General features: G+C 33.5%; 14 protein-coding genes. 4 read left to right on the forward strand and 10 right to left on the reverse strand.

Annotated elements, in window-relative coordinates; all coding sequences use genetic code 11:
• Window positions 1–519 (reverse strand): hypothetical protein, encoded by a 519-nt coding sequence (locus tag H2O64_RS13385; protein WP_187562713.1) that lies wholly within the window; start codon window positions 517–519, stop codon window positions 1–3.
• The gene (locus H2O64_RS13390; protein ID WP_187562714.1) at window positions 516–1,763 is read right to left on the reverse strand and encodes a DUF6638 family protein; all 1,248 of its coding nucleotides are present in this window, start codon (window positions 1,761–1,763) and stop codon (window positions 516–518) included. Before H2O64_RS13390 ends, H2O64_RS13385 begins: the two co-directional genes overlap by 4 nt.
• A 297-nt stretch (window positions 1,764–2,060) precedes the next feature.
• Between H2O64_RS13390 and H2O64_RS13395 the strand changes: the two genes are divergently transcribed.
• A complete protein-coding gene (locus H2O64_RS13395) occupies window positions 2,061–2,240 on the forward strand; it encodes a hypothetical protein (protein WP_187562715.1) in 180 nt (59 codons plus the stop codon).
• A gap of 123 nt (window positions 2,241–2,363) precedes the next feature.
• Here H2O64_RS13395 and H2O64_RS13400 read toward each other — a convergent pair whose 3' ends face one another.
• From H2O64_RS13400 to H2O64_RS13430, 7 genes are all read right to left on the reverse strand, one after another.
• On the reverse strand, window positions 2,364–2,615 hold the full coding sequence (locus tag H2O64_RS13400; RefSeq protein ID WP_187562716.1) for a hypothetical protein: 252 nt from the start codon (window positions 2,613–2,615) through the stop codon (window positions 2,364–2,366).
• 100 nt (window positions 2,616–2,715) lie between these two features.
• The gene (locus tag H2O64_RS13405) at window positions 2,716–4,431 is read right to left on the reverse strand and encodes a tetratricopeptide repeat protein (RefSeq protein WP_187562717.1); all 1,716 of its coding nucleotides are present in this window, start codon (window positions 4,429–4,431) and stop codon (window positions 2,716–2,718) included.
• Between the two features lie 33 nt (window positions 4,432–4,464).
• Complete coding sequence (lepB, locus tag H2O64_RS13410; protein WP_187562718.1) at window positions 4,465–5,148, reverse strand: signal peptidase I; 684 nt, start codon at window positions 5,146–5,148, stop codon at window positions 4,465–4,467.
• Window positions 5,149–5,171: 23 nt separating this feature from the next.
• Entirely contained in the window at window positions 5,172–7,427 is a 2,256-nt protein-coding gene (locus H2O64_RS13415) for an amidohydrolase family protein (RefSeq protein ID WP_187562719.1), read from the reverse strand.
• Between the two features lie 8 nt (window positions 7,428–7,435).
• Window positions 7,436–9,394 (reverse strand): AAA family ATPase, encoded by a 1,959-nt coding sequence (locus tag H2O64_RS13420; RefSeq protein ID WP_187562720.1) that lies wholly within the window; start codon window positions 9,392–9,394, stop codon window positions 7,436–7,438.
• A 74-nt stretch (window positions 9,395–9,468) separates the two neighbouring features.
• Window positions 9,469–10,536, reverse strand: a complete 1,068-nt coding sequence (locus H2O64_RS13425) for a hypothetical protein (RefSeq protein ID WP_187562721.1) — start codon at window positions 10,534–10,536, stop codon at window positions 9,469–9,471.
• A gap of 199 nt (window positions 10,537–10,735) precedes the next feature.
• Window positions 10,736–12,094, reverse strand: coding sequence for a coiled-coil domain-containing protein (locus H2O64_RS13430; RefSeq protein ID WP_187562722.1), 1,359 nt, complete (start codon window positions 12,092–12,094; stop codon window positions 10,736–10,738).
• A gap of 325 nt (window positions 12,095–12,419) precedes the next feature.
• Here H2O64_RS13430 and H2O64_RS24215 point away from each other — a divergent pair, with 325 nt between their 5' ends.
• Window positions 12,420–12,551 (forward strand): hypothetical protein, encoded by a 132-nt coding sequence (locus H2O64_RS24215; protein WP_262890645.1) that lies wholly within the window; start codon window positions 12,420–12,422, stop codon window positions 12,549–12,551.
• A 60-nt stretch (window positions 12,552–12,611) separates the two neighbouring features.
• Window positions 12,612–13,415 (forward strand): hypothetical protein, encoded by an 804-nt coding sequence (locus H2O64_RS13435; protein ID WP_187562723.1) that lies wholly within the window; start codon window positions 12,612–12,614, stop codon window positions 13,413–13,415.
• A gap of 95 nt (window positions 13,416–13,510) precedes the next feature.
• Here H2O64_RS13435 and H2O64_RS13440 read toward each other — a convergent pair whose 3' ends face one another.
• Window positions 13,511–14,653 carry an acyl-CoA dehydrogenase gene (locus tag H2O64_RS13440; protein WP_187562724.1) on the reverse strand — a complete coding sequence of 381 codons (1,143 nt, stop codon included), beginning with the start codon at window positions 14,651–14,653 and terminating at the stop codon, window positions 13,511–13,513.
• 185 nt (window positions 14,654–14,838) lie between these two features.
• Between H2O64_RS13440 and H2O64_RS13445 the strand changes: the two genes are divergently transcribed.
• Window positions 14,839–15,900: an anhydro-N-acetylmuramic acid kinase gene (locus H2O64_RS13445; protein ID WP_187562725.1), complete on the forward strand. Its 1,062-nt coding sequence runs from the start codon at window positions 14,839–14,841 to the stop codon at window positions 15,898–15,900.
• Window positions 15,901–15,940 lie beyond the last annotated feature (40 nt).

The raw sequence follows: 15,940 nt of genomic DNA on the forward strand, positions 1-15,940 counted from the left end.
TTATAATAATCCTTTATCTTTTAAACGTTCTCTACCGCTTTTCTTAGGCGTTTCAGGGTCGGTTGAAGTTTCCTCCGTAGTTGTTTCTTCTTTCGAAAAACTAGCGGCAGCTTCTTGTCCTTTTGTTTTAATATCGTCAATAATATCTTTGCTCGTATCGACAACTTTGTCAATAATTTCTTCAGATTTGTCTTTTACATCCACCACAAGATTTGCAATATAAATTCCAATCATTGTTCCGATTACTCCAGAAACAAAATATTCTATTCTAGGACCAAAAGGAAGTAAAAGAAAAACGAGTACAACAATGATAAATAGTATATTCACATAAATCAGTCTTGGAATAAATTCCTGTTGTACAAAAAAACCTTTTCTGCTTGTCGGCTTCATTTGTAATTCTTCTGAATGTGTAATTTTATTGATTGCTCTATAAAACCAATTATTTTTAGCTTCGAGCCAATACATGGCAATTCCAAAAACAATGCTCGATATAAATATGATGATGTCAAATGTGATCATGAGTTCCAGGTGTTTTGTTTAATTAATTTGATGACCCAATCCTGATATGATGTGTCCCAAGCGGTATATTCTGTGTAAAATGTTTCTTTGTCATACCAATATAAGAAAAGCGGATCTTTATATGCTGATGTTTTTACAATCAATTTCCAAACGAGTTCTTGTTCTTCCATCGGTAATTCTGGTGTTGGAATTTGTATACATGCCAACACTTCGGGCGTTAATCCACCTTCAATATCTAAGGCATTTGCTTTTTTAGCATTTGCTTGTAAGCGATCTAAAATTTGAACTTGCTTTCGCGCATCAGCGGTTAAACGATTCAAATAGCGTTTGTATACATTTGAATTTTCTAAAATTTCATTTAATGAATGTGTTGCATCTTTTATATGTGTTGAAAAAATAATTTTTTGTACACGTTCGTAATAGCCAGAAGCAACACTGTGTTCCGGATCGAGAACAATCATTTTTTCTGAAGCTAAGGCACTATAAAAACGTCCATCTTCAATATGAAAAGCGTGTGTTTTGCTAGAAGTTTTCACTTTTTCGGCTTGTTCTTTTGATTCAAAAATTAAAATGTTTTTCCCGCTTCCTTTTCTTCTAAACACAAATACGCCACCAAATGCTCTTGTATAAAATGAACTTGTTTTGTAATCAATGCTTTCCATGTGTAGCGTTCGCGATCGCAAATCGCCGTGCTTTCTGGCGGAAGCCAAAATTTTTAAATGTAATTTTTCATCTAAAAAGTTATCGCCTTGATGAAATTCTTCGACGAGTTGTAATTGTTTTTTTTGTACGCTGTATAAATCGTCAACTACACTAAAATCAATCGTAATTTGATTGTACTTTAATAAATCTTCTGGTTCGTAAAACGCATCTATGAATTGATCTAAATCGACACAAATAGCTGCATCACGCGTAATATCTTTAATCGCATCTTTATGTTCTTTAAACACTAAGGTCATAATTTCTCTATCAAAACTATGAAAAGGAGAATACGCAGGTTTTTCGTTTTGCTTTGGCGAAAGAATAATGGCGTTCGGATTGGCTTCACCAGAATTCAAATACAGAAAGTCATCTTTTTCATCGGCAATTTCTGGGCTCCAACCCATTGCGTCAATATGAAAACTGCGCAATTGTGTGGGTGCGGTTCCAATAAAAGAAAGACATTTATTATAGCGTTCTACTAGAGCGCCTGTAACAGGTACTAAGGCTGCGCCAAATAATTCAGATCGTTTTAATTTTTCCATTCGTTATAAAAATTCACCTTTTTAACAAAAATAAGGTATCTCTTGCTAAGATACTTTATAAGTAGCTAATTTTTGTTTCTTGTTACAGATAAAGGAAATAGTGATAAAATAATTTTTCTTTCAAGCATAAAAAAGTAAATATAAACACAGTGTTTTTGATGAAAACTAGCAGGAGTTTTATAGTCTGAAATTCAATAATTAAGAGTCGAAATTGTTGAATGCCGATTATAGGTGTTTTTTTGACGCTGTGTAGTGCTATACCTTCGATGCATATTAATCTATTAAAATATTAAAAAGATGAAAAAAAAGAATTTTAAATCGCTTAAGTTGAATAAATCAATTGTAAATTCTTTCTCTGTTTTTGGAGGAGAAGGAAAAACGGAAATGTGTGGATTAGGCTCTTTTGTTGTTCCTGTTGATTGCCCACTTGGACCTCGTGATGATACTTATGATGTGGGTTGTTCGGATACAATCTAGGAAATTATTAATGTTGCCAATCTAAAAGGTAGACATGAGATTGAATGAAAAAGCCTTAACGTTTATTTAAACAAACGTTAAGGCTTTTAAATTCTTTTTTACTGTAAACGTAGCATGTCATTCCTAAATTAAGCAATTTGATTCTTTTGTTTTAGCACTTCCATTTTGTCTAGTTGCACCAGGTGTAGTAGCTGTGCAAGGACTAAATATATTTGTAGTATTATTACAACCTTCACAGTTTGTTAGGCAAGTTATAGAGTTGTTACCTGTGTTATCACAAATTGTATCAGTATTAGAATTTTCTGATTTACCAATGATTTGATGCACATTTCCAATTGCTGCAATTTGAATTTTTTTTAACGTTAATTTTTTCATGTGTCTAAATATTTATTTTTTGGCTAATATAGAAGTCTACTTCTCTGAATTCAAGCCTTTATAGTCGAAATTGTTAGATTTAGAGCACTATTTTGCAGTATTATGATGCTGTCTCGTTTAGCTTTTTTATGTAATATGAAGGATACAGTTTGGTACGTCTTTTAAAATCTTTGGAGAATGATTCTGCAGAGTTATACCCTAATTCAGAAGCGATTGATTTGATATTATACGCTCTAAATTTTTTATCAGTTTGGAGTTTTTCCAAAGCGTAGTCAATGCGAAGATCCGTAATGTATTGGATAAACTTTTTTTGCTTGTGAATTTGAATCACTTTTGATAAATATGTACTATTTGTATTCGTTTTGTTAGCTACAAAGTTTAAAGAACAATTCTTTTTTAGAAATTGTTCATTCTTTTCAAAACTATCTAATCCTTGTAAAATTTTTAAAACATTTTCTTTACTGATGTTGATCTCTTTAGAAGACGATTTTTTATCTTTTGGATTTTTTAATTCTTCTACAATTAGTTGAAATTGTTTGCTATTTTGTGATTGTCTTCTTTTGTAATAGCCAATAATAATTATGATGATGAATAGTAAGGAAAAAACTATAATTCCATGGTTGTATTTTTTCTCTTCAAGATTATTTTGTAGCAAATCAATTTTGTCTTTAAAAACGACTACATCATATTTTTTATATAGCTTTTCTTGACCTTGCTGACTTAAATCATCATTTTTTGCATCTTTTTGATAGAATAAATTAAAGTATTTAATAGCGTTTTCTGAATCACTTTTTTGTTCATATGACTTAGCCATCAGAATATACAATTCTTGTAAATCTGGAAAATCTGCTTTCGTTTGTTTTATTAAAGAATCTGTTTTGGTAAAGTATGTAATGGCTTTATCATAGTTGCCTTTTACATAATAGTTTTTACCTCTATACAGGTATAAGATTAAAAGTCGATTCGGAAGGTGTAGATTATATATTAAATCTTCCGCTTTTATTAAATCGGTGGTTGATTGCTCAATGTTTCCTTCTTCATGATGAATAATACCTTTGAGTCTTAACGATATAGCAAATGCTTCATTATCATTGTAGTGCAAGCTTTTGTCTATAGCAATAGTATTGTAGTAATGTGCAGAATCTAAATATTTTTTTTCACTTTTCCCTTTGTCTATGAATAGATTTGTATAAATGTCACTTATTGTCATGAGTGAATTAATATACGCGACACTATATTTTTCACCATCTTCCTGTTTTACTAAATTTTCATAAAAAGGAATACTTTTTTTGATCAAATTCAATGCATCTGCGTTGTCGCCAATTTGTGTTTTTATCAACGCAATGTCATTGGCAACATTTGCTTGAGCAAAGAGATCATTTTTCTTTTTAGCTATGTCATATACCTTTGTGTAATATTCTATAGCTTGTATATAATCTCCAAATTCATAATAAATACTGCCTTTTAAATATAGATGATTGAAAACAAGCTCTTCATCATTTTCGACTTCTTTTATAGCTATATTTATGTGATGTAAAGCACTGTCTTTATTTCTTAATGTGCTAAAAATACTAGCTAATTGATAATGAATTTTATGTTTTTTAAGCGCTGTATTTTTATTGGATGCTTTTTTTAAAAGAGAGAGTAAGTATTCTTTTGCTACAATAGGATTTGTTTTTTGGTATTGATAAAATCCTTTTTTTAAACTATCAATTGATAGTTCTTTCAAATCGTTCTGAATTATTTTCTTAGAAGTTTGCGCATTAGAAAAATTGAAGAAAATAATAAATATAAGTGTGAAGAATAGCTTATTCATAATTTACCTATGTTGCATACGTTATTTAAAGCATCAGAATAAAGTTTTCCAGCGTACACCTTTGATTGCAGAGACATCAATAAGACCAATAAATCGACTATCCATTGAGTTGTCTCTATTGTCACCGAGTAAAAATACTTTTCCTTTCGGAATCACCAAAGGTCCAAAATGATCTTTGTTCCAATCTTGCTGATAGGTTTTGTTGATTTCAGGATTAGGAATCGTTTTTAAATCTCTGTATCGATCTGCTGCAAGTTTGTGTGTTCTGGCATCTACATCTTCTATAAAAGTAATATAAGCTTTGTTGTTTTCGTCATTTAAAATTGGAAAGTTTTCGATCGTAGGATCATTCAAGGAATTGAATTTTTCTTCACTCAACAAATACGAATGTTGTAAGTTGTATTGTTCATCAAAATTTTCCCCATTTACAAACAAAGTGCCATCAATAATTTGAACCGTATCGTTTTCCATAGCACACAAACGATGCATCCAAGTTGATTCACCTAACTCAGGATTCTTAAAGGTAAATGCCGTAAAGTCGCCACGTTTTGGAGTAATGAGATTAGAAATTAAAATAAAAGATCCATGTTTTAAATTAGGCTCGCTAGATGTAGAACTAATAGTGTAAAGTGCACATATTCCTGTGTATTTTAGTATGACGTAGAGAATCAATAGAAACCCGAGAATGTATGAAGTAATTTTAAGTTTTTTGTTCAAAATGTTTTTTTTGCTTGTATGAATCAATCTTTAATAAAATAGACTTTCGCTATTTTCTCATTTTCAATTTTATAAATAGCAATGACTTCAGTATAGTTTCCTCCTTTTACACGAAGTACACGTTCATGATCAATAATTGTATTTCCGAGCACAGTTCTGTTCAGTATTTCACAATGTAAATCAGGAAATTTTTTAAAGTAATTTGAAAATATTTTTCGATACGCTTCTTTTCCTTTAATGTCCAATGTATTTGGGAAATAATAAATCTCAATGTCTTCACTGAAATTTTCTAAAAAAGCATCTAAATTTCTTAAATTATAAGCGTTTACTTGACGCTGCACAACATTTTCAGGACTTTCTATCAGAACATCTTCCGTGCGGAAAACACTGCCGCCTTTGATAACATACTGGATTTTTTGCAACGCTTGAATGTCCTCTAAAGGATTTTCATCCAAAATTAATACATCAGCTAATTTTGAAACTTCAATACTGCCAATTTCGCTCTCTTTATCCAATATTTTTGCAGCACTAATCGTAGACGCTTGCAGAATTTGCAAGTTGGACAAACCAGCTTCTTGCATCGTTTGTAATTCTTCTTGATACGAAGTTCCGTGCAAGGTTCCAATATTTCCAGCGTCGGTTCCTGTGGCAATAAGTGCATTGTTGTCTTGCAATAGCTTTAAATTGGCTGCTTCAATATCATTTTGTTGAAAATCTCTTTTTCTACGTGCAAAGCTTCTTGTTTTACTCCGCTCAAATTGCGCATCATTGTTCAAATGCTTATGATCTGAAAAACTTTTGATCGGAAACGGATTTGAAAGTCTCAACTCTTCATTAGAGAATGCAATTTCTTGTGTGAATGCTTCTGTATATTTATCACTTACAATTAAAGTTGGAATGTAAATGATCTTTTTTGAAGTGACCATTTCAACAAATTCTTCATCAATAGCATCTGAAACGCTGTGTACTAAAATATCCGCTTCTGCTTTAATGGCTAATTTTGCTGTTTTAAGATTTGTAGCATGAACCGCCACTTTTAAGTTGTGTTTATGACTTTCCGCAATGGTAGCTTTTACAATTTCATGATTCAGCGTTGCGTCACCACTATTAATGTACCATATTTTGATAAAATCGGGTTTGTATGGCAATTGCGCTCTCACTAATTCTATTGCTTCTTCGGGCGAATTTGCTTTGATGATTGGACTATCTTCAATGTCAAACGCTTTTGGTTGATAGGTAGAAATTAATGGTCCTGTAAGATAAATATTTGGAAACGAAGTGTTGTCGCTGTATCGATCTCTGATTTCGTAATTGTACAAAGGTCCGCCAACATCAATTACCGTGGTGATTCCAGATTGTAAGTAGCGTTTTAAAACATCGGGTGCGTTTTGGCGAAGCCATTTTCGTTCTTCTTCGTATGGTCTGTATTTTCTCAGATCGAAAGCATCCGGACGTGTATATAAACTTCCCGATTGAAACAAATGGATGTGACTGTCAATCATTCCTGGGATTAACCATTTTCCAGTACCATCAATTTTAACGACAGTTGCGTCTGAAACTTGAATATTTCTAGCAATTTCAACGATTTTTTTATCTCGAATTAAAACACTTCTCTTTTTAGTTTTTCCTGTGTTGACATCAATTACGTTGATATTTTCAATCAAAACGGCTTCTCCTTTTGGATTTAGCTTGATGCTTTTTGCGGAAACAGGTTTTTCATCAATATCATAGATGCTTTTTACCAATAAAGAATAATCTGCTGAATTTTTATTAGAAACTCTTGGGACAGAACTATACACGTAATTCAGATTATTTTTGTCTCTAATCCAACCTAAGTTATTTTGATCAGTTATTGGTTGATCAAAATTTGAATTTTCAATGGGAATTATCGTCCATGTTCCATTTTTCTCTTGCACTTTCAATTGAAAGTTATCAAAATAAAAAATACCTTGTCCTGTTACAATACCACCAACTTGTATAAACTTGGCGTCTGCATCAAGTATTCCTTCAATACTATATAAATCCCATGAATCTTTAGTAATGGGACGATCTAACATATTATCAAAAAACAATCTCTTTTTATCAGTGCCAGAAATTTGAGTATATAAACATGCGCCACCATCTTTGGATAGTGTGCTAGCTTTAACATCTCCAGAAAAAACGAACTTTTTGTTCGCATGTATTTCAATGTTATACCTATTTATGAAATAGTCCCAGTTTTTATCCTGCGAATACGCAAACGAAACACAAAAAAGGAGTAAGAAAACGATTTTTTTCATAGCTGCTTTTATCCTTTTTCAAAACGATTGCGCGCTTCGGTTCCAATTTTCATTTGCATAATTTGTTGTTCTACTTTACGAGAGAAATCTGTATCAGCAATCGTGGCAACATTATCTAAATAGCGAATTACTTCTTGCTTACGAACATCAGCAAAGTTGAGTCCTTTCATGTTAGCCGTCATTAATTCTTTTAGCATTCCAAGTTTGGTATCGTATTCTTTTTGGAAATACAATTCAGGATTTTCAAACCAATCTTCTGGCAAGTTAAAATCTGTCAGACGCAATGAAATTGCACTTTGAATGTTTCTGATATCTCTTGATGAGAAAAACGGAAATTCTTTTTGAACCGAACCGTATAAATTCGAGTAAAACGTATGTGAATCCAACGAATCTTGCGTTAAGACTTTATTGTAAATCGCCGCAATTTTTTCTTCCGTAGGTTTTTCTAATTGACCTAAAATTTCTCCTGCATTGGCAACCAAACCTTGATCGCTTAAGTATTTGTAATCAGGATGATCTTTCATAGAAACAAATCCTGGCAATGTTTTTTCAAGTTTTTTCCACCAAATATAATCTTGGTCTAAGAAATCGTGTTCCGTACGTGCTCCATCAATTTTAAAACGTCCTTGAATTCTGGAAATAACGGCTTTGTCTAATTGCTCAGGCAAATTCGTAAATAAACCAATCGCACTGTTTCCGTGATTTACCGCATACGCACCTTCTGTATAACGTAAAAATACACCAATCACTTCTTTTACACCAGCCGAAACGCCTTGCGCAGTTCGTTCTTGTAAATTGTTTTCGGCATCATCAATGGGCGCGAAAATCAATCGCGTTGGATCTTGCATAGGTTTCATCCATTGCACCATTTTTTCAGCAGATCCACCTTGAAAAGTAGAAACTACAGTGTCTGGCATTGGGTGAAATAGAAACGGAATGTCTAAATGATCGCAACGTTCTTTTAACATCGTTGCAATTGCCGCAATCAACATACTTTTTCCAGTTCCCGGAATTCCATAGCCCATAAATACAGGCATGAATCCGCCCAATTCCTGAAAAGGATTTCTCTTAGTCGCAATGTCATAACTCATCATACGTTCTACCAAACGCTTCGCGAAGTGTTTTGCATCTTTGTTTCCGACAATTTGCTCAAAACGAATTGGATTGAACTCAATACTTTTAGCACTTCCTGTAAACGCAGTTTCCCAACCTGCAATAGAAAATTCAGAATCTTCTAGTTGATACGTTCGGTCTGTAATTACTTCTGTGTAATCTAAAGCGCCTTTTCGTTGAATGATTTCATTTAAGTACGATTCAAAATACAACACCGTAAAATCAATCACATCTTGTTCAGAATTGATCAAGTTTGGATGATTCATGTATTTGTCATAATAGAATAGCGTACATGAAATTCCTTTCATTGGTGAGAGCAATGAAACTTCTGGAATTCCCGCAAATTTATTTTGCATCACTTTATTGTCTTCGGAAGCTTTTTCTTTCAATCGAGAAACGATATAATAGGACAAACTAAACACCATAAAAGCGGTTGCCGTTTGTTGTTTTGATTCGTATTCTTTGCGTTGATCTGTAGAAAGTCCAGTTCTTTTTTCATGCAGAATTGATAAACCAGATGCGTCATAGTAACTATCACGAATCCATAAACCAATTGCCAATGATTCCTGCAAGTGAAAGAGTGTTTCATTCAGCGCAAGCGGTAAAGCTACAGAATCGGGTAATAAACGTTTTTTAAGGTTTAAAATCGTTTTAGAAATCGAAATTGCATTCGCGCCAGCATTTCCTGTTGCTTTTGATAAGTACAGTAAAATGTCTTCTTGCTCTTTATTTCCATCTCTATTTCTAGCTTTATAACCTTGTTCCCATTGTACACCTTTAATGAAAGAAGAAGCTTCTTCGCGTAAAATGATTAATTCAGTTTTTTTGATAGGAAAAGTCGGTTGTTTCTCCATGTATGTTTTTGTTGTTTTATTTTAGTTATTTGTTGTCGGTTGTCGGTTGTCGGTTGTTGATTCAACATTCAATTTCAATTTATATCGTTTGGCAATTCTTCTACTTCAAAAGGTTCATGATGTAAGTGAATGATAGTATCTGGAATTTTTCCATAGAGCAATTGAATGACTCTGTGTGGTGCCAAAATGTATTTGTGTGTTGCTACTTCGCTCCAAACTTGAATTTCTTGTTTTTTGAATGATAATAAATCGTTGCTCACTTTTGACGAATTCACTGCGCTGATCGTTTCTACACTTGTCGTCAATGAAAATGAATGAAGATTCACGTCTTTTTGTGCAATGGCTTTTAAAAGCGCATGCGTGATTTCATGATCATCTTTCGAGAAAATACTATGTAAAATACCTAAATCTATACGTTTTACTTTTCGCGGATGCACATATTTCAAACGTTTGTCAATCATGTACGCCATGTTGTCCAAATCCTGATAACGATCGGCACAATCTTTAATCGTATCGTAAATTTCTTGTTCTATTTTTTCATCGTGTTTGTAATCGAAATACATAAAACAAACAAACGGTCTGTTGAGCGATACATCATAAAAAGCCCAATCGAGGACATAATTTGCAAACGTACTCTTGGTTTTTTTAATTTTTCCAATCACTAATTTTTGAAAGATTTTATCTTCCTCAATCATATTGTAATACAAAGAAGAAGATGCTTCAAACAAATCGCGTTTTTCCACATGTTGCTTGTTCATCATTAATTGATTGAGAAACTTTTCTTTGAAGACATTCGCTTCCGGAAGTTTTGCTTTAAATTCTTCCTTTAAGTCTAAATCGTTATGAATATAGCGAAGTTCCAAGTAGTTTGGGAATCCAGATTCCGTCAAATCTACTTTCATACGTTCTTCGTCAAAACGATATTTTAACTGCATTGCTTTTAGCGAAAATGCCAATCGTTTGCAGTATTCTTCTAACGATTTGAGCTCTTCTTTGGTACAAATTCGGTGATAATTCCATTCCACTAAATTAATTTCAAACTCGTCCAATACATGCTTTACCATTTTATAGTAAAGTTCATATTGCGCATCCGAATCTAACGTTGCGGAATCTAATGGTGTTGTGATATCGTTTATAGACATTAAAACGAACTAGTTTTAGTGATTAATATTTTTTGGGCATGTCCACCAATGAAAAATTGGCGGTCAGGCTATCAGCAGTCGCTTTTTTTTATAGTACAATTTTGTCATTCCTGCGAAGGCAGGAATCTAAAAAAAGAGCTCCAACAAAGCTTCTATCCTTCATGCGGAGCTCTTATAATATAGTATATTTTAGAACTAATTATCCTAATAAATCATCCGAGCCACCATCAGGTGCTGGAGCTGGTTTTTCAGGCGCATCGCCATCATTTCCACCAGTAGAAGGATTTTCATTGTTTTTGTAAAATTCTTCGAATAATTCTTTCATGTCAATTCCATAACGGTCTGCGAAGTTCTTGCGAATTTCCACATCTTTCTCCCGAATTTCTTGTAACGATTCAGCATAACTTCCGTAAATACCTTTCATTACTTTTTCGTGCACAGGAATATTTTCCATCATATCTTGACGCGCTCTTGCACTTGCAGTATGCATTGCCGCTAAAGTCTCACCGATTTTTTCATCCGTTTTGATTCCTAAATGCTCTAAAATAGCAGCAAATTCTTGATCCGTTCTTGCTTTTAAGGCAACTACATAACCGTCATAATACCGAACACGTTCTTCCGTATCAGATTTTAATTTTGCTCTATGCGTTTGTAAGTTGCTACGTAACGAAGTCAATACTTTGATTGTTAAGTTATGCTTGTGAACGAAACTATCTTTACTCGCCGCTAACGTAATGTAAGCAGTTCGTAAACCTTCAAGTTCTTCTACAGATTGCTCTAGCTTTGTAACTTTAGACAATGCTTCAGAATATTCAGGTGATTGTTTGTCTACAACTTCTTCTAATTCTTGTCGCACTTGACTTAATAAAGATTTCTCTGTTTCAAGTTTTTCTTCAATCTCTTTCTTTTTCTGTAACGCTTTTGTGTGATTTTTGCTCGCTTCAACAATGGCAACTTGCAATTTGCTTTCCACGTCTTTAATTTCAATCTCACGATCTTTCAAACGTTTTACTGCAGCCTGACTTTTAAATGAAAGTTCTTTTAATAACGTTTCCGTATCTGAGCTTTCAATACGCTTTTGAAACATTTCTTTTGCTTTAGAATCTGAAAAACGTCTGTCTTTCTCCGCTTGATCTAATGCAGATTTTGAACTTTTTATTTTAGCCTTTCTTCCCCAAAGATTGTTCCACCAAGTGTCGGGTTTCTCTAATGCTTCTCGGTATTCAACTTTTGCTTTTTCAAGTTCGTTTTGGGCATTATCAATGACGCGTTGTTCATCATCATTTAAGGTGGAAAAACGCTCAAAAATAATTCCGACTTCGTCTTGGTAATCTGTTAAATCTTTAATCGCATCTAATAAAGAGGTACGATCTTTTTCAGCCATATCTACAACATTGTCTAATGTTGCATTTAATATTTTTTGACGTACTTCTGGACTGTCTTCTTGCGCTAATTTCGACTTCATTTGGTCGATAGCCTTTCCCCAATCTACTTTGTCGTTTGATTTTTGTTCTTGTTGTGCTCCGGAAGTTTCCAGTAAATCAAAATCGTCAGCCATATATTTATTTAGTTTATTGTTAATGAATGTTAGTGTTATCAGTGTATTCTACTTAGTTTTTCTATTGTAATGCAATACAAAAAAATATGTTCAAGTAATTTCTAAAGATAAAGAATTTACGATTATATGTGTAATTTTTTTTGCAGATGTTACAGTCTGATGGTATAATCTAAATTTTTACTACTGATTTATGAGTTGATGTTGTGGTTTTAATTATTATGAAGTGTTTTTACTCCTCAATACTAACGACCAAAAAATACGTATTATTAAGTATTGTTTGATGTTTGTTTTTAGCGGTTATTTATGATAACCTAAAACAGCTAAAATGAAACCATCAAAAACAACCATCGAAATCGGAAATGATTATAAAGAAGTAGAAATTTATTATGATGAAATAGAGGAATCACAATTGACTATTGCAATTCATAAAAACCAGGTGACGGTGTCTCAGGAATGAGTAAGGTTTTATCTTTGGCACTTTTCTTGATGAAGTCTGGCAACATTAACACCAAACTTTATGAAATCAAAAATTACACTTTCAATACTACTTTGTTGTCTTGCATTTAGTGTTGCCAACGCACAAGGAAAACTCAATAAAGCCAAAGACGATCTTTCGGGAAGTAGCTCAAGCACATCATCTTCAAGTTCTTCACGTAACAATAATAGAGGTGGCGGAAATGATGATGACCCAGGTTATTTTGATAGCGTATTTGTCGAAATTGCATACCACGTAACAATCGGAATCTTATTAGGGGAAATGGAGCCACGCTATTTTTATGAATATCCATATTCTGATGGTTCGCATGGTGAATATTCACTCTTTACGCAAGATTATCCTCTGAAAAGAAGTCAATTCATGATTTCGAATACGGTTTTTGCAAGCGGAAAAGAATTCTATGGAAATGACTTCAAACTAAATTTCAGATTTATTCCATTGGTTGGTGTTGAAGTAAGTCACTTGCATTTCTTTGAGCAAACTCCAAAAGTAGAATTGGGCGTAAGCTCATTTATGGTAAACTATTATCGAATTCGTGAAAAAAATGTCACAGGATATTGGGGAGTTGGTGCCACACACGTTGGAAACGGCGTTGACGAAACTGGATTAGCCTATCAAGTAGGTGTAGATATTTACCTTAACAAACCATTCAGTTTTGGAATTTCGTGGAAGCAAAGCCTGATTAATGAATCTTCTGTGGATGAATTCAAATTATTAGCGCGCTATCACAGAAAACGCTTCTCTTTTCACGGAGGATTTAATCACTACCAATTGGGAAGTGTCAACATAAACGCTATGGGAATTGGGCTTGATTATCGTTTTTAAAACATAAAAAAAGCGCGTTAAAGTTCAACGCGCTTTTTTATTTTGTCTTTTTTTCTAAGATCTTACAGCGGAGCGATCTTGTATCTATTTAAAATTTATCCTTTAATAACTCCTCTTGAAATTACAATTTTCTGAATCTCAGAAGTTCCTTCGTAAATCTGTGTAATTTTTGCATCACGCATCAAACGCTCTACGTGGTATTCTTTTACGAAACCATTTCCACCATGAATTTGCACAGCTTCTACCGTATGTTCCATCGCGACTTTAGAAGCATATAATTTTGCCATTGCGCTAGACATATCGTAATTATTCCCTTGATCTTTATCCCAAGCAGCGTTCATTACCATAAGGCGAGCAGCAGTAATATCTGTGTACATATCGGCTAACTTAAAAGCAATTGCTTGATGATTGCAAATCTCTGTTCCAAATGCTTTACGTTCTTTAGAATACTTAAGTGCCAATTCATAAGCTCCAGAAGCAATTCCTAAGGCTTGTGCAGCAATTCCAATACGTCCACCAGAAAGTGTTTTCATAGCAAATTTGAATCCGAAACCATCTTCTCCAATACGATTTTCTTTCGGAACTTTTACATCATTAAACTGTAATGTATGTGTGTCGCTTCCGCGAATTCCTAACTTATCTTCTTTTGGCCCAACGTGAAAACCTGGTGTTCCTTTCTCAACAATAAAAGCGTTGATTCCTCTATGTCCTTTATCTCTATCAGTTTGCGCAATGACCAAATACACATCAGCACGTCCACCACTTGTAATCCAGTTTTTAGTACCATTAATTACATAATGATCATCCTTTTCAATGGCCGTAGTTTGCTGAGAAGTTGCGTCACTTCCAGCTTCCGGCTCACTCAAACAAAAAGCACCAACAAATTCTCCTGTTGCCAACTTTGTTAAATATTTTTGTTTCTGATCTTCAGTTCCATAAGCTTCTAATCCATAACAAACCAAAGAGTTATTTACAGATACAATTACAGAAGCAGATGCATCAATCTTAGAAAGTTCCTCCATAATCAATACATAAGAAATGGCGTCCATTCCGCTTCCTCCGTATTTCGGATCAACCATAATTCCCATAAAACCTAATTCACCCATTTTGTGAACTAATTCTTGTGGAAATTCTTGTTTATTATCACGTTCTATAACACCTGGAAGCAACTCAGTTCTTGCGAAGTCTCTAGCTGCATCACGAATCATGATATGTTCCTCTGTAAGATTAAAATCCATAACTATATATTGTATTAATAAATTTTTTAAAAAGTCGCACAAAGATAATTCTAAAATAGCAGATTTTCAATAATAAGCGTGCATTTCTGAGAATCTTTAATTTTAAATCTTTAGAAAGGTAATTTAATTGTGAATATTATCCTAAATTAGGAAATCAAATGACAAAAATTGAATAATTTTACAAGATGATTTCATATAAAGTGATTGGTGTAATGTCGGGAACTTCACTCGATGGAATTGATATTGCACATATACATTTCAAAAAACAAGAAAAATGGACGTTTTCCATCTTAAAAGCAGTGACGATTCCGTATTCGCAAGAAATGGAAGATTCACTTCGAGAAGCCATTCACTTTGATGCAGATCAGTTAGCCGAATTTGATACGCTGTACACAAAACTGTTAGCAAACACTATCAAATCATTCATCTCAACACACGAAATTACAAAAATTGATGCGGTTTGTTCACATGGACATACGATTTTGCATCAACCTGAAAACGGAATTACCTATCAAATTGGAAATCAAGAAATTTTAGCTGCATTACTACAGCAAAAAGTAGTTTGTGATTTCAGAGTGCAAGATGTTGAACTTGGCGGACAAGGCGCGCCGTTAGTGCCAATTGGTGACGAATTATTATTTTCTGAATATGATTACTGTTTAAATTTAGGTGGATTCGCGAATGTTTCTTTCCATGAAGATGGAAAACGGATTGCGTATGATATTTGTCCAGTAAATATTGTCTTGAACAAATATGCAAAACAGTTAGGGTTTGATTATGATGACAAAGGAAATCTTGCCAAATCGGGAGAATATTTGTTACAGCTTGGACAAGAATTAAACAATTTAGACTATTACACACAACAACCGCCAAAATCGCTTGGTTTGGAATGGGTTCAAGAAAAAATATTTCCACTGCTCGAAGCTTCTCAACGAAAACAAATTGATGTATTGCGAACATTTACAGAGCATATTGCACAACAAATTGCACGTAGTTTCAAAATTAGATCAAAAATACTCGTCACAGGTGGTGGCGCATACAATGAATATTTACTATCAAGAATTCAATATTACAAAGAAGTTACACTTGTAAAACCAAGTAATGAACTTTTAGAGTATAAAGAAGCTGTAATATTTGGTTTCTTAGGGATTCTCCGATTGCGCGATGAGGTAAATTGCCTCAAAAGCGTGACTGGCGCGTCTAAAAATCACAGTTCAGGAAAAATTTATAATCTTAAAGCAAATTAACCTAAAAGATGTTAACAATTTTTATATTTGTCTGAATAGA

This window comes from Kordia aestuariivivens (assembly GCF_014397005.1).
Classification (GTDB): domain Bacteria; phylum Bacteroidota; class Bacteroidia; order Flavobacteriales; family Flavobacteriaceae; genus Kordia; species Kordia aestuariivivens.